This is a genomic window from Mesorhizobium sp. CU3, assembly GCF_006442965.1.
Lineage (GTDB): Bacteria > Pseudomonadota > Alphaproteobacteria > Rhizobiales > Rhizobiaceae > Mesorhizobium.
In genome coordinates, this window is record NZ_VFWX01000009.1 from 1 (window position 1) to 18,631 (window position 18,631).

At 63.8% G+C, this 18,631-nt stretch carries 15 protein-coding genes; 8 read left to right on the forward strand and 7 right to left on the reverse strand.

Going from position 1 to position 18,631, the window contains the following annotated elements; genetic code table 11:
- Nucleotides 1-55 precede the first annotated feature (55 nt).
- Nucleotides 56-1,141: a PLP-dependent cysteine synthase family protein gene (locus FJ988_RS15075; RefSeq protein ID WP_140818997.1), complete on the reverse strand. Its 1,086-nt coding sequence runs from the start codon at nt 1,139-1,141 to the stop codon at nt 56-58.
- A 172-nt stretch (nt 1,142-1,313) separates the two neighbouring features.
- Between FJ988_RS15075 and FJ988_RS15080 the strand changes: the two genes are divergently transcribed.
- Nucleotides 1,314-3,383, forward strand: a complete 2,070-nt coding sequence (locus FJ988_RS15080; RefSeq protein ID WP_140818999.1) for a BTAD domain-containing putative transcriptional regulator — start codon at nt 1,314-1,316, stop codon at nt 3,381-3,383.
- 13 nt (nt 3,384-3,396) lie between these two features.
- On the opposite strand, the gene FJ988_RS15085 is transcribed toward FJ988_RS15080, so the two are convergent.
- From FJ988_RS15085 to FJ988_RS15105, 5 genes are all read right to left on the reverse strand, one after another.
- A complete protein-coding gene (locus tag FJ988_RS15085; protein WP_140819001.1) occupies nt 3,397-4,434 on the reverse strand; it encodes an MBL fold metallo-hydrolase in 1,038 nt (345 codons plus the stop codon).
- A gap of 159 nt (nt 4,435-4,593) precedes the next feature.
- Nucleotides 4,594-6,627: an autotransporter domain-containing protein gene (locus FJ988_RS15090; protein ID WP_140819003.1), complete on the reverse strand. Its 2,034-nt coding sequence runs from the start codon at nt 6,625-6,627 to the stop codon at nt 4,594-4,596.
- Nucleotides 6,628-6,736: 109 nt separating this feature from the next.
- Entirely contained in the window at nt 6,737-7,918 is a 1,182-nt protein-coding gene (choV, locus tag FJ988_RS15095) for a choline ABC transporter ATP-binding protein (protein WP_140819005.1), read from the reverse strand.
- Complete coding sequence (gene choW, locus FJ988_RS15100; RefSeq protein ID WP_140819007.1) at nt 7,915-8,769, reverse strand: choline ABC transporter permease subunit; 855 nt, start codon at nt 8,767-8,769, stop codon at nt 7,915-7,917. The genes choV and choW overlap by 4 nt, the downstream gene beginning before the upstream one ends.
- Before the next feature lie 220 nt (nt 8,770-8,989).
- Complete coding sequence (locus tag FJ988_RS15105; RefSeq protein WP_140819009.1) at nt 8,990-9,925, reverse strand: choline ABC transporter substrate-binding protein; 936 nt, start codon at nt 9,923-9,925, stop codon at nt 8,990-8,992.
- A gap of 249 nt (nt 9,926-10,174) precedes the next feature.
- On the opposite strand from FJ988_RS15105, the gene FJ988_RS15110 reads away from it, so the two are divergent.
- Nucleotides 10,175-10,786: a thymidine kinase gene (locus FJ988_RS15110; RefSeq protein ID WP_140819011.1), complete on the forward strand. Its 612-nt coding sequence runs from the start codon at nt 10,175-10,177 to the stop codon at nt 10,784-10,786.
- A gap of 24 nt (nt 10,787-10,810) precedes the next feature.
- Here FJ988_RS15110 and FJ988_RS15115 read toward each other — a convergent pair whose 3' ends face one another.
- A complete protein-coding gene (locus FJ988_RS15115; RefSeq protein WP_140819014.1) occupies nt 10,811-11,707 on the reverse strand; it encodes a DMT family transporter in 897 nt (298 codons plus the stop codon).
- Nucleotides 11,708-11,805: 98 nt separating this feature from the next.
- Here FJ988_RS15115 and FJ988_RS15120 point away from each other — a divergent pair, with 98 nt between their 5' ends.
- From FJ988_RS15120 to FJ988_RS15145, 6 genes are all read left to right on the forward strand, one after another.
- Nucleotides 11,806-12,663: a LysR substrate-binding domain-containing protein gene (locus tag FJ988_RS15120; protein ID WP_140819016.1), complete on the forward strand. Its 858-nt coding sequence runs from the start codon at nt 11,806-11,808 to the stop codon at nt 12,661-12,663.
- Between the two features lie 89 nt (nt 12,664-12,752).
- Nucleotides 12,753-13,142 (forward strand): cytochrome c family protein, encoded by a 390-nt coding sequence (locus tag FJ988_RS15125; RefSeq protein ID WP_140819018.1) that lies wholly within the window; start codon nt 12,753-12,755, stop codon nt 13,140-13,142.
- Nucleotides 13,143-13,418: 276 nt separating this feature from the next.
- The gene (locus FJ988_RS15130) at nt 13,419-14,507 is read left to right on the forward strand and encodes a hypothetical protein (protein WP_140819020.1); all 1,089 of its coding nucleotides are present in this window, start codon (nt 13,419-13,421) and stop codon (nt 14,505-14,507) included.
- Between the two features lie 34 nt (nt 14,508-14,541).
- Nucleotides 14,542-15,690 carry a hypothetical protein gene (locus tag FJ988_RS15135; protein ID WP_140819022.1) on the forward strand — a complete coding sequence of 383 codons (1,149 nt, stop codon included), beginning with the start codon at nt 14,542-14,544 and terminating at the stop codon, nt 15,688-15,690.
- 45 nt (nt 15,691-15,735) lie between these two features.
- Nucleotides 15,736-16,527, forward strand: coding sequence for a Fic family protein (locus FJ988_RS15140; RefSeq protein ID WP_140819026.1), 792 nt, complete (start codon nt 15,736-15,738; stop codon nt 16,525-16,527).
- Nucleotides 16,528-16,529: 2 nt separating this feature from the next.
- Nucleotides 16,530-18,440, forward strand: a complete 1,911-nt coding sequence (locus FJ988_RS15145; protein WP_140819028.1) for an ATP-binding protein — start codon at nt 16,530-16,532, stop codon at nt 18,438-18,440.
- Nucleotides 18,441-18,631 lie beyond the last annotated feature (191 nt).

Below are 18,631 nucleotides of genomic sequence, written 5' to 3' on the forward strand. Positions count from 1 at the left end.
CCGCCAGCCCCAAAACGCCACCCCCCCAGGCACGGGCGGCGCCGCGATTTTTTCCTCAAGCTTCGAACTGGCAGCTCGGCGTCGAGCGCGACAGCGCCTGTTCGTCAGCGTCCATTTCCGCCTCGATGCCGTCGAACAGCGGCGTCGACATGTAGCGTTCGCCGGTGTCGGGCAGCATGCACAGGATCACAGCGCCGGCCGGCGCCGTACCGGCGATCTGCCGCGCCACCGCGAAGGTGGCACCGCCGGAAATGCCGGTGAAGATGCCTTCCTGCTGTGCCAGCGCCTTCGCCCATTTGATGCCTTCAGGACCGGGGATCGGCCTGACCTCGTCGTAGTAGCGCTTGTCGATCGCCTCCTGCAGCACATTGGGGATGAAGTCCGGCGTCCAGCCCTGGATCGGATGCGGCTCGAAGGCCGGATGGCTGGCGGCCGGCGCGCCGCCGGCGCCGCGTTCCTGAACCTTGCCGCTGCCGATAAGCTGCGCGTTCGCCGGCTCGGCGAGCACGATTTTGACCTCCGGCCGTTCGCGCCGCAGCACGCGGCCGACGCCGGCGACCGTGCCGCCCGTGCCGTAGCCGGTAACCAGATAGTCGAGACGCGACCCGGCGAAATCATTGATGATCTCGCGCGCCGTGGTCGCCTCGTGAATTGCGGCATTGGCTTCCGTCTCGAACTGGCGCGCCAGGAACCAGCCATTCGCCTCGGCGAGTTCGACCGCCTTCTTGTACATGCCGAAACCCTTCTGGGCGCGCGGCGTCAGCACCACCTTGGCGCCGAGCATGCGCATCAGCTTGCGGCGCTCGATGGAAAAGCTGTCGGCCATCGTCACCACCAGCGGATAGCCTTTTTGCGCGCAGACCATGGCAAGCCCGATGCCGGTATTGCCGCTGGTCGCCTCGACCACCGTCTGGCCGGGCTTCAATTTGCCGCTGCGCTCGCCCTCCTCGATGATGTTGAGCGCCAGCCGATCCTTCACCGAGGCAGCTGGATTGAAGAATTCGGCCTTCACATAGATCGTCGCATGGGCCGGGCCGAGATTGTTGATGCGGATCACCGGCGTGTCGCCGACCGTGTCCAGAATGCTGTCGAAAAGGCGGCCGCGTCCGGCCGTGGTTCTGATTTTCAACTGATGCAACATGGCTTTCTCCTCAATGTCCTCACGTACCGGTTACAAACCGGCAGTTTTGGCGGCGCGGTTTCGACACTTGGCCGCATTAGGGTTTGCTCGACCTGCCGCAAACGCGGCAACGGCGGCGTTCCGGCATGGAATGGGGCTGCCGGCTGCCTCCTGTCGCATTTGGTGATAGATTATGGACCAACTGGTGAGCGTTGGAGAAAGCGTGGAAACATACGTGGAATCCACCCGATCGCGCCTGGACGACGCCGCAGGCACTCTTTCCGTGCGGCTGCTCGGCAAGCTGGCGATCGTCCGTGACGGCACGCCCGTTAAATTGCCTTCCTCACGCAAGCTGCGTGCCCTGCTCGCCTATCTGGCGCTGGCGCCGCATCCGGTCAGCCGCAGCCGCCTGTGCGAACTTTTGTGGGATGTGCCCAACGACCCGCGCGGCGAACTCCGCTGGTGCCTGAGCAAGCTTCGCGGAGCGCTCGACGGCTCGGGCGTGCATCGGGTCGTCACCGACAGCGACACCGTGGCGCTGCGCCTTGCCGACATGAGCGTCGACGCCGTCGAGGCCGCCGCCGCGGTGGCGGAAGGCATCGACACGCTGGACATCGGGCAGTTGCGGGCACTCGCCGAACTCTTTGCTGGCGACTTCCTCGACGGGCTGGAACTCGACCGCAGCCCGGTCTTCACCAATTGGCTGACGGCGCAGCGCCGCCGTTTCTCGTCATGCCACGTTGCCGTTCTGGAGCACATCATCGGCCTGTTGCCGCCGGAAGCCGAGGAGGCTGCCGCCTATATCGACAAATGGCTGGAGCTAGCCCCCTTCGATGGGCGGGCGCATGTAGCGCTGCTGGAAAACCTGGCGCGGCGCGGACAGATCGGCGCCGGCGAGGAACATCTTGCGGCCTCGGCCGAACTTTTCCACGCGGAGGAGTTGGAGTTCGCTCCGTTGCGCGACGCCTGGCAGGAGATAAAAGCCCGCCACTCCAGCGCAAGCATCGCGCCGTCACCGGCAAGCTCCGCGGCGCCCCAGTTCCCGATCGTCCCGGCCGAATCCGAACCGGCCGCGACCCGCCGCGCCTCGCTGGCGGTGATGCCTTTCGTTGAGATCGCAAGCACCGGTGGGGCGCGCGGCGGGCTGGCCGACGGCCTCACCCACGACATCATCACGCGGCTTGCCAAGCTGCGCGATTTCTTCGTCATCGCCCGAGGCTCGGTCTTCGCGCTGTCTGAAAAAGACATCGCGCCGGAAGACGCCGGGCGCAGGCTGCATGTCGACTATGTGGCGACGGGTTCGGTGCGCAGCTTTCTCGGCCGCGTCATCGTCTCGGTCGAGCTCGTCGAGGTGCGCACGGCAAGGATCGTCTGGGCCGAGACCTTCGAGCACAAGCCGGACGAGATCTTCGTCGTCATCGAGGATATCGGCAATAGCATCGTCTCCTCGATCGCTGCCGAGATCACCACGGTCGAGCGCAACCGCGCCATGCTGAAAGCGCCCAACTCGCTCAACGCCTGGGAGGCCTACCATCGCGGCCTCTGGCACATGTACCGCTTCACCCGCCAGGAGAACGAATTGGCGCAGCAGTTCTTCAACGATGCGTTGAAGCTCGACCCGACATTCGCCCGCGCCTATGCCGGTCTCTCCTTCACCCATTGGCAGAACGCCTTCCAGCGCTGGGGCGACCGCGACCACGAGACCGGTCTTGCCTTCGAAACCGCCGGCCAGAGCCTGCTGGTCGACGACCGCAATCCCGCCGCCCACTGGGCGATGGGCCGCGCGCTGTGGCTGCGCGGCGAGCAGGACGGGTCGTTGCTGGAATTGTCGAAGGCCGTCGACCTCAGCCCGAATTTCGCGCTCGGCCACTACGCGCTGTCCTTCGTGCAGTCGCAGTCGGGCGACCCGCGCTCCGCGATCGGCTCGTCCGATCATTCGCGCCATCTCAGCCCCTTCGATCCGCTCTTGTTCGGCATGATGGGCGCGCGCGCCATGGCGCATGCGAGGCTCGGCGAATTCGACGCAGCCGCCGAGTGGGCGCTCAAGGCGGCGGCGCGGCCCAATTCCCATGTCATCATCCTGGCGATCGTGGCGCATTGCCTGGCGCTCGCCGGCCGGCCGGACGAGGCGCGCAACTACGCCGCCAGGATCCGCAACACCTGGCCGGACTACCGCGCCGACGATTTCATCGCCACCTTCCGCTTCGACAAGGATGGCGAAGCCATGTTCCGCAACGGCGCGAAGCTGATCGGATTGAATTGATCCTCACAGGGCTTCAATGCATCAGCGGCCCGCTGGCCTTGCGCCAGGCGTCGATGCCGCCCTGGATGTGGCGGGCGCTGGAAATGCCGACATCCTGCGCCGCCTGGACCGCCATCGCCGAACGCTCGCCGAAGGCGCAGTAGAACAGCAACTGCTTGGCCGTCGACTTGGCCAGCTCATGCAGCATGCCGCCGGCCATGATGTTCTCCTGCAGCCGCCCATAGGGCAGATGGATCGCGCCGGGGATGATGCCGTGGCGCTCGCGCTCGGACTGCTCGCGCAGATCGATCAGCGCCACGTCCGGCCGCCCGACCAGCGCTTGCGCCTGTTCGGCGCTCACCGCCCAGCCACGCGACGCGATGTCTTCCTGATGCAGCCCGACCTTCATGTTGGCCGGCACCGCCACGTCCATCATTTTCGGGTTGGACAGGTTCAGATTGTTCATGATGTTCACATATTCGTCGACCGACTTCACCTGCAGGCGCGGGTTGAAGGCTTTCTCCTCGCCGATCGTCGAGACGGTCTCGCCCTTATAGTCATGCGCCGGGAAGATCATCGTCTCGTCAGGCAGTTTCAGCAGCCGGCCGAAGATCGATTCATATTGCTGGCGCGGATCGCCGTTCTGGAAGTCGGTGCGGCCGGTGCCGCGGATGAGCAGCGTGTCGCCGGTAAAGACCCGGTCCGGCAGGATGAAGCTGTAGGAATCGTCGGTATGGCCGGGCGTATAGATAACGTCGAGCGCCAGCCCCTCGATGGCGAGCTTGTCGCCGTCGGCAAGCCGCATAGAGACCACGTCAGCCTTGGTCTGCTCGCCCATGACGGTCACGCAGTGCGTCTTGTCGCGAAGCGCGCCGAGGCCGGTGATGTGATCGGCATGAAGGTGTGTGTCGACCGCCTTGACCAGCCTGAGATCGAGCTCGTTGACCAGTTGCAAATAGCGCTCGACCTTCTCCAGCACCGGATCGATGATCAGCGCCTCGCCGCCGCGCCGGCTGGCGAGCAGGTAGGAATAGGTGCCCGACACGGAATCGAAGAGCTGACGGAAGATCATTCGCGATGTACCCCGCTGCATTTTTGCACCGCCGAGCGACATCCGCGCGGCGGCAATATCCTACCGCATCCCCCTGCGGAGCAATATCCTACCGCACCTCTGGTCGGAATCGGAATGGATTTCGAAAAATATGTGCTGGAACCGAGATTGCCAGGTGCCTCAGAAAGCCTTGCTGAGACGGGCCTCACCCCGGACGGTGAAGGCATCGTCGCTTCCGTAGCCGGCCTCGAAGCCGGCATTGAGGGTCATGCCTTGCCCCACCTCGGCCGCGACGTCCGCCCCTGCAAAGCCGCGCAGCACCATTTTCTTGCCGCCGGCGGCAAAAGAGATGTCTTGGCCAAGCAGCGTCGCGGACACGTCGTCGCTGTCTTGGGCGATTGCGTCGATCCCTGCTCGCAGTGTGGTCTGCCAGGTCTGGCCCCGCGTGCTGACGGGCGTCAGGGCCAGCGCAAGCTGGCCACGCGCCTCGAAGACGTTGACGCCGCGCCGCGAAACCGAAAGATCACCGGCGGAACCGGTCTCCTCGTAGCTATCGATGAAGAGCCCCGCGTAGCGCAATCGCACGCTGGGTATCAGCGTGCCCGCCGCGACCGGCAGCCTTATGCCTAGCGTCACCGACGGGCTGAGGAAGACGCCGTTGAAATCGGCTCGCGCCGTCTCGATGCCGCCAAGCACCTGATTGTTCGCGACGTAGCGGCGGCTGCGCTCCTGTAGGACGCCGGCAATGAACGTCGCGTCGGCGAAACGGGCTCCGCCGTCATAGCCGAGATAGCCGCCCGCAAACACACTGCGGTGGACGATCTCCTGCGCGTCGTCGTCGACTTCGGTCGATCCGACGGCGCCTCCGAGAAACACGCCGCCCAGGAAGCCGTCGCCCGAGCGCCTCTCGGCGCCGGCGACGATGCCGCCCAGCGCCTGGCTGAATCCCGCCACTGCGCCGGAGCCGCCTTGGGAGCGTATCCCGCCAAATGTCGAGATCCAGGCGTCTAGTCCATTACGCGGCGCGGCCAAGTCGTCGCTCGCTGCGCCCATACGCGCCTCGGCGGCACCGGCTATGCCGCCGACAAGGTCTTCGACCAGCGGTGCGCTGCTCGCAAATCCGGTGATATCCCCCACCGCCACGCTGTCGCCGCTGGTCACGAACGGCCGGCCGCCGGTCAGGATGGTTTGCGGTAGCCCGCTCCCTGAAAAACTCATGACGGCATTCAGCGCGGGGCCGAAGGTCACGGTGTTACCGCCGCCGGAAAAGACGATCGGCCCCTGTATAGCCGTCCCGCCCAAAAGGTTGAGCGTCGCGTCGGGTGCGCCGAAATAGATGGCGACACTCTGGTCGCTGAAGACGCGACCGGAATTGGTGATGGCGGAGTTGCTGCCCTGGGCGGCAATGCCCACGCCACCGACACCCTCGACGATGACCGAACCGGAATTGGTGATCGCTGCGTTGCCGAACAGTGTAGCTATGCCGGTCGAGGCCGTACCGAAGACGTCGACCGTGCCGCCGTTGGCAATTGCGATGTCGTTGCCACCGGCGCCGATGCCGATGGAAGCCAGCCCCGACACTGTGATCGACCCGGAATTGTCGAGCCGAAGACCGTTGTTCTGCCAGAGGATCCCCCCGGCGGCGACGCCGTAGGCCTCGATCGAGCCGCTGTTGACGACCACAAGGTCAGGCCCATCGCCGATTATGCCTGCCGCGGCCGTGCCGGAAACACCGATGAAGCCGTGGTTGTCGACACGCCCGCCCGCGGCATCGCTGATGATCCCGTATGTGGCGACGCCAAGGGCTTCGATCGTGCCGTTGTTCACGATGCGCGCATTGTCGCCTTCAGACAGTATTGCGATGGAGCCGTCGCCAATGGCCAGGATGCCTCCGTCGTTCAGGATGCTGGCGTTGGCACCTTGCGAATGCGCGTTGACGGCGCCGCCGCCCAACGTTTCGATCAGCCCGTAATTGGTGAGCTTCTGGGTCGAGCCGAGCATCCGCACGGCATCGACGCCGGCGCCGAATGTTTCGATCGCTCCTGTCTGGCTGACGGTGCCGGTGTCGCCCGCTCCCGTCATCGTCTGCTGGCCGGCGGTGACACCATTCCCGATAACAAAGCTTTGGGAAAACGCCGTGCCGCTTCCAAGCGGGACGGTGACGAAAATCGACAGCGCAAGCGCGCCTGGAACCCTTGTGCGCGGCGTCGGCATCACCCCTTAGCGCATGGGCACGCAACAGGTGGATTCTGCGCCTGACGGGAGCGAAATACAAGCCGCAGGGACCGCGCCCAGACCGAGGTCCGGGCGCCTGTGAGAGGCCCTACCGCCTCAGCACCGCGCTCAGCACATCGCGAATGCCGATCGCGCCGACGAAGCGGGAGCCTTCGTCGAACAGCGCCACCGGCGCCGTCTGCGAGCGGTGCATGGCGAGCATCACCGTCTTCAGCGGCGTGCCGGGATTTGCCCAGAACACCTGGGCGCCTTCTTCCGGCTGGCCCTCGACATCGGCGCAGGACACCCACACCGCCGGCTTGCCGTCGCGCTCGGCCGCCGCCACCAGCCCGTGCTCGTCGATCTTGAAGCGCGTCGTCTTGCGCCGGTCGAGCCATACCCAACCGTCCTCGCCCTGCTCCAGGTCGCGGCGGTCGCGCATCACGTTCCAGGCCGTCAGCACCGACAGCGGATTCACATTGGCGATGAAGTCGCGGACATAGTCGTTGGCGGGCCTCAGAACGATGTCCTCCGGCGCGCCGGTCTGGACGATGCGGCCGCCTTCCATGATGGTGATGTGGCTGCCGATCTTGAGCGCTTCCTCGAGGTCGTGGCTGACGAAGATGATGGTCTTCTTAAGCTCCGCCTGCAGCTGCAAGAGTTCGTCCTGCAGCTTGGTGCGGATCAGCGGATCGAGCGCCGAGAACGGCTCGTCCATCAACAGGATCGGCGCCTCGGTGGCGAAGGCGCGGGCGAGACCGACGCGCTGCTGCATGCCGCCGGAAAGCTCATGCGCGTATTTCTTCGACCATTGGTCGAGATTGACCAGTTTGAGCTGCCGGTGCACGCGCTCCTTGCGCTCCGCGTCCGGGACGCCGGCAAGCTCGAGGCCGAAGCCAACATTTTCCTCGACGGTGCGCCACGGCAACAGGCCGAACTGCTGGAACACCATCGCCACCTGCTTCTGGCGCAGCCGCCGCAAGGTCGCCTCGTCGCAGGTGACGACATCGACCGTGCGGTCGCCGTCCTTGACCAGCACCTGGCCGCGCGACACCACATTGAGCCGGTTGACGGCGCGAAGCAGTGTCGACTTGCCGGAGCCCGACAGGCCCATCAGCACCGAGATCTCGCCCTCATGCACGGTCAGGCTGGCGCCGGCGCACCCAAGCACGTTGCCGGTCTTTTCGAGGATTTCGGCGCGGCTCGCGCCCTTGTCGATCAGTGCCAGCGAACCGGCCTGGTCGGAGCCGAAAACGATATCGACGTTCTTGAAGTCAACCGCGACGGTCATTTCTTGCCTCCCACGCCGATGCGCGTCATCCGGTCGAGCACGATGGCGAGCACGACGATGGCGAGGCCCGCCTCAAGACCGAGATCGATGCGGCGCGAACCCAGCGCGCGGTTGATTTCCGTGCCGAGGCCGCCGGCGCCGATCAGCGCCGCGAACACCACCATCGACAGGGACAGCATGATCGATTGCGTCAGCCCCGCCATGATGGTGGGCAGCGCCGAGGGCAGTTCCACCTTCCACAGAAGCTGGCGCTTGGTGGCGCCGAACGCCTCGCCGGCCTCGATGATCGCCTTGGGAACCGAAACCACGCCGAGATGGGTGAGCCGCACGGCCGTCGGGATGACGAAGATGATGGTGACGATCAGGCCGGGTGCGTTGCCGAGACCGAACAGGGTGAGCACCGGGATCAGGTAGACGAAGGTCGGCAGCGTCTGCATCAGGTCGAGCACCGGCAGCATGACGCGGTAGACCTTCGGCTTGTGCGCGGCCCAGATGCCGAGCGGCACGCCGATGGCCATGGCCGCCGCCGCCGCGGCGACCACCAGAACCAGGGTCTGCACCGTCTGCTTCCACAGGTTCTGGTTGATGATGAAGATCAGGCCGAGGAAGACGCCGATGGCGAGCGGCCGCGAGCGCTGCAGCAGCCAGGCGACGATGGCGATGATCAGTGCCAGAAGCACCGGCGGCACCATCAAAAACAGATCGACCAGCCCGTTTAGGATGAAATTGAGGCCGTTGGAAAACGCCCGGAAGATGGTGTCGAAATTGTCCGTGAGGAAGCCGAAGAACGCCTTGCCCCATGGCCCGATGGGAATCTTGTAGTCGGTCAGCAGTTTCGAAATCGGATCCATCTTCCCCTCTTATGCCAGAGCGTTTCACCGTTTGATGGAAACGGCGGACCGCTCTATCTCTTTGTTTTTACGCAATTCCGGACGGAAAACCGCCAACACTTTTCCTGGAATTGCTCTCGCCGCGCTTGCCGCACGGTCATCTTCTCACAGGATATGAAAAAGGGCAGCCTTTTCTACTGGCTGCCCTCTTCCGGATGATCATTCCGGACTCAAAGCCGGCTCAGCTCCCGAGCGCGGTCTTGACGGCCGCCGCCGCGTCGCCGCCATCGAAGGTGGTCACGCCGGCGATCCACGGCGCAACGGCGTCGGGATGCTTCTTCAGCCAGTCTTTTGCCACCGTCTGGGCGTCGCCGCCCTTGAGGATGGCGTCCATCATCTCGCCTTCCATGTCGAGGTTGAACTTCAGGTTGGCGATGAACTTGCCGGCGTTCGGACACTCGGTGGTGTAGCCCTTGCGCACATTGGTGTAGACGGTGGCGGCGCCGAAACCGCTGTCGCCCATGCCGTCGAGATAGGTGATCTTCATCGCGCCCATCACCGGATGCGGCGTCCAGCCGAGGAAGGCGATCCACTCGTTGTTCTTCATCGACTGCTCGGCCTGGGTCAGCATGCCGGCTTCCGACGACTCGACCAGTTCGAAGCCTTCCAGATTGTCCTTCGGGTTCTTGATCATGTCGAGGATGATACGGTTGCCGTCATTGCCGGCCTCGATGCCGTAGATCTTGCCGTTGAACTTATCCTTGAACTTGCCAAGATCGGTCAGCGACTTGACGCCGGCGTCCGCGACATAGGTCGGCACCACGATGCCGTAGCCGGCACCGGTCAGGTTGGTGCTGATCGTCTCGACCGAACCGTCGGCGGTGTAGTCCTTGATGTCGTTGGTCATCGACGGCATCCAGTTGCCGAGGAAGACGTCGAGGTCCTTGTTCTTCAGCGAGGCCATGGTCACCGGCACCGAAAGCTGGATCGTCTGCGGCTCGTAGCCGAGGGCGGTGAGCAGCACCGAGGCCAGACCCGTGGTCGCCTGGATGTCGGTCCAGCCGACATCCGAGAGCCGGACAGCCTTGCAGCTCGCCGGATCGCCGGCGTAAGCGGCGGTCGTGGTCATTAGCGCCGCCAGGCCGAGGCCGGCGACGATGGATTTCATACGCGACATAAACTTTCTCCCATTGCAATTGCCAGGCGATGCGAAGCTACGGTTCTTGCGCCCGCCTTGTTTCGTCAGCCAAACACCATTTTGATGTTGTTTCAAGCGGGGCAACGTCACGATGAACGGCGCGCGCTGGCCATTAAGCGACATGACGGGTTTTTGAACGACATCGAGTTTTGCCAGGGCAGGGAGTTTTTGGTGGACGGAGCCTCCGGCCCCTCCCCGCACGCCGGCATGTGGGCTTAGAAGGACAGCATGGCCAAGCTTTACTTCCACTATGCGACGATGAACGCCGGCAAGACGACCATGCTGTTGCAGGCGTCCTACAACTATCGCGAACGCGGCATGTCGACGATGCTGTTCGTCGCCGGCCATTACCGCAAAGGCGACACAGGGCTGATCTCGTCGCGCATCGGCCTCGAGACCGAGGCCGAGATGTTCCGCGATGGCGACGACCTCTTCGCCAGGGTTGCCGAGCATCACGAGCGCGCAGCGGTGCATTGCATTTTCGTCGATGAGGCGCAGTTCCTCGAGGAGGAGCAGGTCTGGCAACTGGCGCGCATCGCCGACCGTCTAGGCATTCCGGTGATGTGCTACGGCCTGCGCACCGACTTCCAGGGCAATCTGTTTTCCGGCTCGCGCGCGCTGCTCGCCATCGCCGATGACCTGCGCGAGGTGCGCACCATCTGTCGCTGCGGCCGCAAGGCGACGATGGTGGTGCGCCTGGGTCCCGACGGCAAGGTGGCGAAACAGGGCGAGCAGGTGGCGATCGGCAAGGACGTCTATGTCTCGCTCTGCCGCCGCCATTGGGAAGAGGAGATGGGCCGCGCCGCACCCGACGACTTCATCGGCTTTGTGAGCGGTTGAGCGGCTTCAGGCGGCCCAGACACTTCAAGCAGCGGAGACACGCCGCACAGGAAACCGCCAGCCAAGCCGCACCCCGAGCGTCGCCAGCGCGATCAGCGCCATGCCGGCAGCCTGCGCGGGCCGCAGCGGATGCGCGTACAAAGCCCAGTCGATGATGATGGCGACGACCGGGTAGATGAAGGTGATGACGCCGATCACCGGCGTCGTCAGGCGCGGAAAGGCGGAATTCATCAGCACATAGGCGATGCCGGTATGCAGGACGCCGATGCCGGCCAGCCAGCCCCATGACGCCGGCGCGATGGGATGACCGATATCGGCGAACGGGGCGAGCAGCACGACCCCGACCAGAGTCTGGCAAAGCACGGTGATCTCCGCGCGCTGTTGTCCGAGGCCCTTGGCGAGGATCGTCGCCGCCGCGTAAAGCATGGCGGCGCCGAGCGTCAGCGCGATACCCAATGCCCAATGCGCGTCGACATGGCCATGCGTGACGACTAGGCCGCTGGCCAGCACGACGCCGAGGAACGCGCCGAGCATCCACAGGATCTGGTCTAGCGAGATGCGCTCCTTGAGGAAGACAACGCCTATCAGCACCACGAAGAACGGCTGCACATGGTAGACGATCGTCGTCGTTGCGATGGACGTCATGGCAAACCCGGCGAAGAAGGCCGTCCAGCTCAGCACCATGCAGACGCCGCCGAGTGCCGCGAGAAGAAGCCGGGATACGGACAGCGTGCGATCCGGCAGGTAGCCGCGCAACAGGCACCATGCCGCCAGGAACAGCGAGCCGAACACGCATCGCCAGAAGACGACGGTGACGGGATGTTGTCCGGACTCCGTCACGAAGGCCCCGACCGTGCCGGCAATCACCATCGCCAGTGCGAGGCTCGAGGCGGGGAAGCGGGCTGTGGATATGTCCCTCATTGCGGCTCTCCAACAGGTCGAAATCCATCTGGCCAGCCGAAACGTTTCCAATCAAGCGAATAGATTTGTGAAGATCTATTCGATATGTTGATAGCACCATGGCCTCTCCGCTCGATCTCAACCTTTTGAAAACCTTCGTCGCCGTCGTCGAAAGCGGCAGCCTTTCCAATGCAGCACCGCGCGTCGGCCGTAGCCAGTCGGCGGTCAGCATGCAGATGCAGAGGCTGGAGGATATGGTCGGCAACCAGCTTCTGGTGCGTGGGCCGAGAACGGTTACGCCCAACGCGATCGGCGAGGACTTCTTGATCTATGCGCGCCGGCTGCTGAAACTGTCGGACGAGGCGTGGGCGAGCGTCACCCGACCGAAGGAAACAGGCAGTGTGCGCCTTGGCGTGCCGGACGATTACGCCGCCTTCCTGCTGCCGCCGGTGCTGTCGCGTTTTGCCGAGGACCACCCGCTGGTCACGGTCGAGCTCGTCTGCGAGCAATCGACCGCGCTAGTGAAAACTCTAGCGGAGGGGCGGCTCGACCTCGCGATCGTCACCCGTTTGCCGGATCAGCCGCTCGACGTGATCAGGCTGGAGCGCTTCGTCTGGGTCGCCTCGCCCAACCACGTCGCCTGGCAGGCCGATCCGTTGCCCGTCGCATTGTTCGAACCCGGTTGCGCGGCACGGATGAATGTCCTTGAGGCGCTCGGCGATGCCGACCGATCCTACCGCTGCACCTATTCCAGCGCCTCGCTGCTCGGGCTGATCGCAGTCGTCCAGGCCGGGCTCGCGGTCGCCGGCCTGGCGCAGCGAAGCGTGCCGCCTTCGCTGCGCATCGTCGGCGCCCATGAAGGGCTCCCGGCCTTGCCGGACCTCGAGATCGGCATCCTGCGCAATCTGCTGTCGACGACGCCGGCGGTCGATCGTCTGCACGATTTCCTGCGCCGCGACCTGGCGCAGCAAGCCTGAACCGCTAAGATCGAGCCGGGACCAGGGTGTGGCGTTTGTTAAGGCCTCGCCCTAATAAGGTCGTCAGCCAGAACTCCTCGGGGTCAGCCATGTTTCGAGCCATTTCGCATACCGCCATGTTCTTGCTTGCCGGCTGCCTCGCCGCGCACGCCGCCGGCGACGCGGCCTTAGGCAAGAAAGTCTTCAACCGCTGCATCGCCTGCCACGAAGCCGCGACCGATCGCGACAAGGTCGGGCCGCATCTGATGGGCATCGTCGGGCGCAAGGCCGGTTCGGCGGAGAGTTTTGAGAGTCACTACTCGCAAGCCATGAAGGCTGCAGGCGCCGCCGGTCTCGTCTGGGACGAGGCCAACTTGGCCGAATATCTCAAGGCTCCCAAGCTGAAGGTTCCCGGCAACAGGATGGCCTTCACCGGGCTGACAAGCGATGACGACATCGCCAATGTGATTGCCTATCTCAAGGCTGATCCCAAGCCTTGATCGACGCCGGCGATACCGGCATTGCCGCCGAGAAGAGATTTGCCGGCACCGTTTCGTTGTCGTTCGTAAAAACAAGAGCTTAACGCATACCGGCTAAAGCTCTTCGACGACGGTGCGCGCTACTGGCTGCCTTACGCATGCTTGCCTTGTCTTTCAAGGACCTGGCCAATTCTTTTGTTTTGATGGCTCTCCTTGTCTTGCGTCTTTCAATCCCTTGAAGCCCCACATATATTCGCCGCCACGACACGGAAACGGATGCCGAAGCGGGAGGCCCCAATGGCGACATTGCAGAATTTCGATGCCGAAATTGCCAAGACCAAGCAGGTCGTGCAGGACATGCGCACCAAGATCGAGCAGTCCAGCACCGTGCTCGACACGCTTGCTCAGGCCGACAAGAAGATCGGCGACGCCAATTTCGACATCGAAAACGCCCGCATCGAGGATGTGCTCAAGCAGCAGAAGGTCATGGAAGGCAACATCGCCGACCTGATCATCGGGCTAGAGGACGCGACCAACGTCTTCGGTGCCGAATTCGAGAGCATGAAGAACTACACCGGCTGGGAGAACTTCGTCGGCGTGTTTTCGTCGCAGCGCAAGCAGCGCATGCGCACCGACCGCGTCCGCAACATGTCTTTAGCCGGCAATCTGCAGGAACTGCTTGCGAAGTCCGACACCATCGTCGGCATCCTCAAAGCCCAGAAGCAGATCCTCGACCAGCGCTACAAGACCTCCGAGACCGGCCTGTCGCAGGTCATCGAGCGCCGTAAGGTGACGATGTCGAACCTCGAGGCCGTGCAGAAGCGCATCGAGGAATTGAACCCGCAATTGCTCGACATCGAGAACAAGATCGCCGCCTCCACGACGCAGAAGGAGCGCACCGAACTCGAAGGCGAGCGCTCGAAGATGGCGACCGAATACAATGAGAAGCAAGCCAAGGAACAGGAGCTGCTTGCCGAAAGCCAGACGCTTGAACGCTACACCTCGATGTTCCAGACCTTCGTCGATTCGCTCAACAACCAGATCGCTGCCCAGTCGACGCTGATCAACAAGCTGACCATCGACACCGAGCAGCGCATCGTCCTCTACAAGGCCCTGGAAGACTCGCTAAAGACCGCCGCGCAGCAGGACGTCGCCCACAAGATCAACACGCTGGGCAGCCAGGTCGACACCACCGCCGAGGAGACGATGGCCGGCATCGGAGCCGCTTCGCAGAAGCACATAGGCGACCTGCTCGAAATGCATGAGAAGAACATGGTGGCCTCGGCCGACATCCAGCGCCGAAAGAAGCTCGCCGACGACGCCTTCGCCCGCCGCTTCGACGACGTTATGAAGAAGCACAATTCCGCCAATTACGTGCAGTCCTAGGCGGCGTGGGCGACTTCATTCGAACGGCAGCCTCATGACACCTGAGAACGACGCGGCGGCGCGCTATTTCTCCGCCATCACGGCGGCGCTGAGCGGCCTGGAAGTGTTCATGCGCGACGACCGCTCGCCGCTCTACCGGCATGGCATCGTCGCCAAGATCGTCGCCGAATATATCGCCCGTCTCGACAAGTCCTTCGGCTGCTGGCGCAACCGGCTGGGCTTCATGGACACCTTCCGCATCTCGCGCGCCGACAGCGGCTATCCCGTCTTCCAAAACCTACTCGAGCTGGAAAACGATCGCCAGCAGGCGGACGCCCGGCTGGCCAACATCCCGCCGGCCGGCGAATTGCGCGAGGAGATGGCCGATTTCATCCTGCGCCATAAGGAGTTTCCCGAGGCGCTCCAGCGATCGATGGCCGAACGCCTCTACCTGGAGGACGTCAAGAGCGAGGCGACCTTTGGCCCGTTCACGCTGGCGCAAACGGCAAAGGTCTCGGTAAATCCGAAGACCTTGCGGCCCTATTATCTCGTCCATTGGGCCGCGTTCGACGGCAGCGCGAACCTGCCGCTGGTCTATATGGTGACGGTGGAGGACTCCTCGGAGAGCATGGTGCGCCAGCTTGTCGACAACGGCACCGGCAAGCTGAACGAGCGCGTCGATATCCCGCTTCCCGTCGACGGCCTGCTCAACCCCGAGCTTGCCCATCGCTTCGACGATTTCACTGAGAAGAATTCGGCCTACACGCTGTCGCCGGCGACCATCGCGGTCAATCTCGACAAGGATTTCGAACCGCTGCATCCCAAGCAACTGCGGCGCGTCGTGCTCGGCCCGTTCTATTCGGCCGGCATCACCGACAACAATTCGACGGTGACCGAGGTACTGGCCAAGGTGCGCAAGCCGGAGAACGCCTGGCTGCTCACCTGGACCATCCAGGAGGTCTTCTCTAAGAGCGAGAAGCCTGGACGCAAAGGGCTGTTCTCCAGCGAGAAGACGACGCAGGAATTCTTCATCAACACCGACGATCTCGAAGCCGCCCGCCAGGGCGTGTCGAGCTACGAGAACCACGCGCTGATCCCACACGAGGCCTATCAGGCGCTCTATGCCGCTGGCGAGGCGCAGAAGATCTTTTCCGGCTACAAGGTCCACATCCTGTCCAACGGGCAGGTCATCAGCGATGTATGAGATGCTTGCGCGGCCAAAGGCGCGGCGCGCGCGCGAGGTGCGGAAATGACCCCAGCAGGCAGAGTTCTTGCCAAGAAAAGAGAGCTTGACGCTTTAAGGAAGAAAGTTCGCCCGGGCGCCCTGGACAGCCTTGAGCACACCCAGCGGATCGACATCACCTATACGTCGAACGCGATCGAGGGCAACACGCTGACCGCGGGTGAGACCGCCCTAGTGCTTGAGAAAGGCATCACGATCAGCGGCAAGCCCCTCAAGGACCACCTCGAAGCGGTCGATCACGCGCGGGCTCTGAACTGGGTGCTGGAAATCGCCGCGCAGCGCGATGCGCCGATACTCGAGGCCGACATCCGCAACCTGCATCATCTGGTCGTCGCGAATTCCAAGTCGGAGATCGCCGGTCGCTATGCCGACGTCGCCCGCTATGTGAACACCGACGCCGGCGTTCACAATTTCCCGACGCCGGCGGAGGTTCCAGCTCTTATGGAGACGTTCGGCCGCTGGCTTGCCGCGGCACGCAGCACGCCGCAGACCGCCTTCGAGGCGCATCGGCGGCTCGTCGGCATTCACCCCTTCAACGACGGCAATGGCCGCACGGCGCGGCTGTTGATGAATCTCGTGCTGGCGCGCGCCGGCTATCCGCCGGTAGCGATCCGCCCCGAAGATCGCCCCGCTTACATCGCCGCACTTGAAATCGACCAGCGCGGCGGCGGTCATGTCGCCTTCGACAAGCTGCTTTTCGAAAGGCTGGACCAGACGCTGGACCTGTATCTCGATGCCGCCCGTCAAGCTCGGGATCCGTCCGCCGGCGCCGGCACGATAATTCCGATGAGGAGTTGATGATGGACACCGGGCTGACCACGATTTCGGAAGCGGCAATCGAAAAACACCGCGCGATCGCGCAGAGTTTCATCACCCGCATCGTCGTGCTGGAGGATCCGGCGCGCGAATCCGGCACCGCGCTCGCCGGCACCAACCGCCGCTTCGTCTCGACCGTCTCGGTCGGCTCGGTGCGCCGCACGCGCGAGGTCGAGCTGACGAAGACGGTCGCCGCCATCCACCCCGACGACCAGTTGATGACGATTGCGCAGCACACGCTGCTCTACCGCGCCCGCCGCGGCCTGGCGATTGCGCTCGCCATTTCCGATGTTTTCGCCGAAGGCTCAGACCTGGAAAGCCTACAGGCGAAGAATGCCCGCGCTCCGCTCGAAGGCGATGAGGCGGCGACCTTCAAGAAGCTTCTGTCGGCCTCGGCTTACGTTTCGGCCTTCAGTCTCGCCTCTTACCTCTTCCAGTTGGTCGACAGCGACGGCGAGGCGCCGAACGACATCCCCGAGCCCGACTTCCTGTTCGACACCCCGCAGGACGCGGTGAAGTCGATCGTCGCTGGTCTCGACAAGGCGATCGCCGGCTCGAAGGACGATACCGACCTGACGACACGGGCACGGGCCTTCGCTCGTGTCGCCATCGACGGGCTTTTAGCGCGAAAAGGCCGCTTCGACGGCATCGGCCCGTTCGAGAACGCGCATATCCGCATCGATGTCGACGACTTCACACTCGATGGCTTCGACGTCGCGCCCGGCAAGCGCTCCAAGCCGCTGGTGATGACGTTCAAGAAGCCGGAAGAGGTCGTCGGCAACCACATCGCCAAATATCAGTCGGTCAAGCTGGCGAAGATGCTGATGGCCTATGATTTCGAGCGCGAGCTGAACCCCTTCGTCGAGCTCGGCGGCTTCCTGTTCACCTTCATTGGCGACGGCGCGCCTGGCACCGGCAAGACGACGCTGATCCAGATGATCGCCGGCCTGGTCAACGGCTATTGCCAGGTCGCCTCCTATCCCTTCGCCTATGAGAATTTCGGCGTCGACCAGATCTCGTCCTACCAGGGCAAATCCGGCCAGAACTGCCGCCAGTTCATCAACAACGTGCTCAACCCGCGCGTCATCGGCTTCGGCACCATCGACGACATCGACCAGGTGGCGGCGCGCCGTTCCGACGACCGCGCCTCCGCCGGCCAGCAGGAGATCACCGGCGTGCTGATGGACGCCTTCGCCGGCGCCGGCACCGTGGTGCGCGGCAACTGCTCCTTCGGCATGTTCTCCAACTATCCCGAAAATGTCGACGACGCGCTGCGCCAGCGCGCCGGCGCGCGCTGGCTGGTCGACGGCCCGCAGACCCGCGACGACTATATCGACATCTTCGTGCTGCTAGCCGGCAAGAACCACGAGATCCCGCTGGGCAAGCACGAGCTCTACGCCGCGCAGGAGATCCAGCGTGCCGTGGAAGAGGCCTATGAGGAGCACGAGAAGCCGCAGGAAGACGGGCTGATGAAGGTCTATGAGCGCTACATGAAGGAGAACGGCGCGCCGAAGACGCTCGCCGATATCGGCACCTACCTGCACATGATCAAGGACGCCGAGCCGCGCTTCACCGGCCGCGCCATCAAGAACGTCACCGACGCCATCAAGATGCGCGCCATGGACATCGAGCTTCCCGACGAGTGGTTCGAGAAGCCGGAAGCCTTCATGCACAAGAGCTATGACGACAAGAAGGCGATGATCGAGGAGTTGCGCGGGCCGTTCTCGATGGACATGGTCCTGCAGGAGATCAACCGCTACGCCGATTCAGAATTCCGCTATTCCGACAAGTCCGACGACGCGGCGGTGGAGAAGCTACTGCGCGATGCAAGGCTGCGCGAACGGGCGGCGCGCGAGATGGAGGAGATGAAGAAGAAGGGGATTTGGAATGCTTGAAGCGCGCCGACGCCCCCTTCTCCCCTTGTGGGAGAAGGTGTCGCCGAAGGCGACGGATGAGGGGTGTTCCAGGGAATGCCAGCGTCTCACTTCGCTGGAACACCCCTCATCCGTCTCGGCGCTGACGCGCCGATCCACCTTCTCCCACAAGGGGAGAAGGAAAGGCGCCGCCCCTCATCCGCCCTTCGGGC

Bases quoted from the DNA above. Each gene is read 5' to 3' on its own strand.
- FJ988_RS15085 (WP_140819001.1), bottom strand. From the start codon at position 4,434: ATGATCTTCCGTCAGCTCTTCGATTCCGTGTCGGGCACCTATTCCTAC.
- FJ988_RS15080 (WP_140818999.1), top strand. From the start codon at position 1,314: ATGGACCAACTGGTGAGCGTTGGAGAAAGCGTGGAAACATACGTGGAA.
- FJ988_RS15075 (WP_140818997.1), bottom strand. From the start codon at position 1,141: ATGTTGCATCAGTTGAAAATCAGAACCACGGCCGGACGCGGCCGCCTT.
- FJ988_RS15135 (WP_140819022.1), top strand. From the start codon at position 14,542: ATGACACCTGAGAACGACGCGGCGGCGCGCTATTTCTCCGCCATCACG.
- FJ988_RS15120 (WP_140819016.1), top strand. From the start codon at position 11,806: ATGGCCTCTCCGCTCGATCTCAACCTTTTGAAAACCTTCGTCGCCGTC.
- FJ988_RS15140 (WP_140819026.1), top strand. From the start codon at position 15,736: ATGACCCCAGCAGGCAGAGTTCTTGCCAAGAAAAGAGAGCTTGACGCT.
- FJ988_RS15145 (WP_140819028.1), top strand. From the start codon at position 16,530: ATGGACACCGGGCTGACCACGATTTCGGAAGCGGCAATCGAAAAACAC.
- FJ988_RS15125 (WP_140819018.1), top strand. From the start codon at position 12,753: ATGTTTCGAGCCATTTCGCATACCGCCATGTTCTTGCTTGCCGGCTGC.
- FJ988_RS15115 (WP_140819014.1), bottom strand. From the start codon at position 11,707: ATGAGGGACATATCCACAGCCCGCTTCCCCGCCTCGAGCCTCGCACTG.
- FJ988_RS15105 (WP_140819009.1), bottom strand. From the start codon at position 9,925: ATGTCGCGTATGAAATCCATCGTCGCCGGCCTCGGCCTGGCGGCGCTA.
- FJ988_RS15110 (WP_140819011.1), top strand. From the start codon at position 10,175: ATGGCCAAGCTTTACTTCCACTATGCGACGATGAACGCCGGCAAGACG.
- choV (WP_140819005.1), bottom strand. From the start codon at position 7,918: ATGACCGTCGCGGTTGACTTCAAGAACGTCGATATCGTTTTCGGCTCC.
- FJ988_RS15130 (WP_140819020.1), top strand. From the start codon at position 13,419: ATGGCGACATTGCAGAATTTCGATGCCGAAATTGCCAAGACCAAGCAG.
- FJ988_RS15090 (WP_140819003.1), bottom strand. From the start codon at position 6,627: ATGCCGACGCCGCGCACAAGGGTTCCAGGCGCGCTTGCGCTGTCGATT.
- choW (WP_140819007.1), bottom strand. From the start codon at position 8,769: ATGGATCCGATTTCGAAACTGCTGACCGACTACAAGATTCCCATCGGG.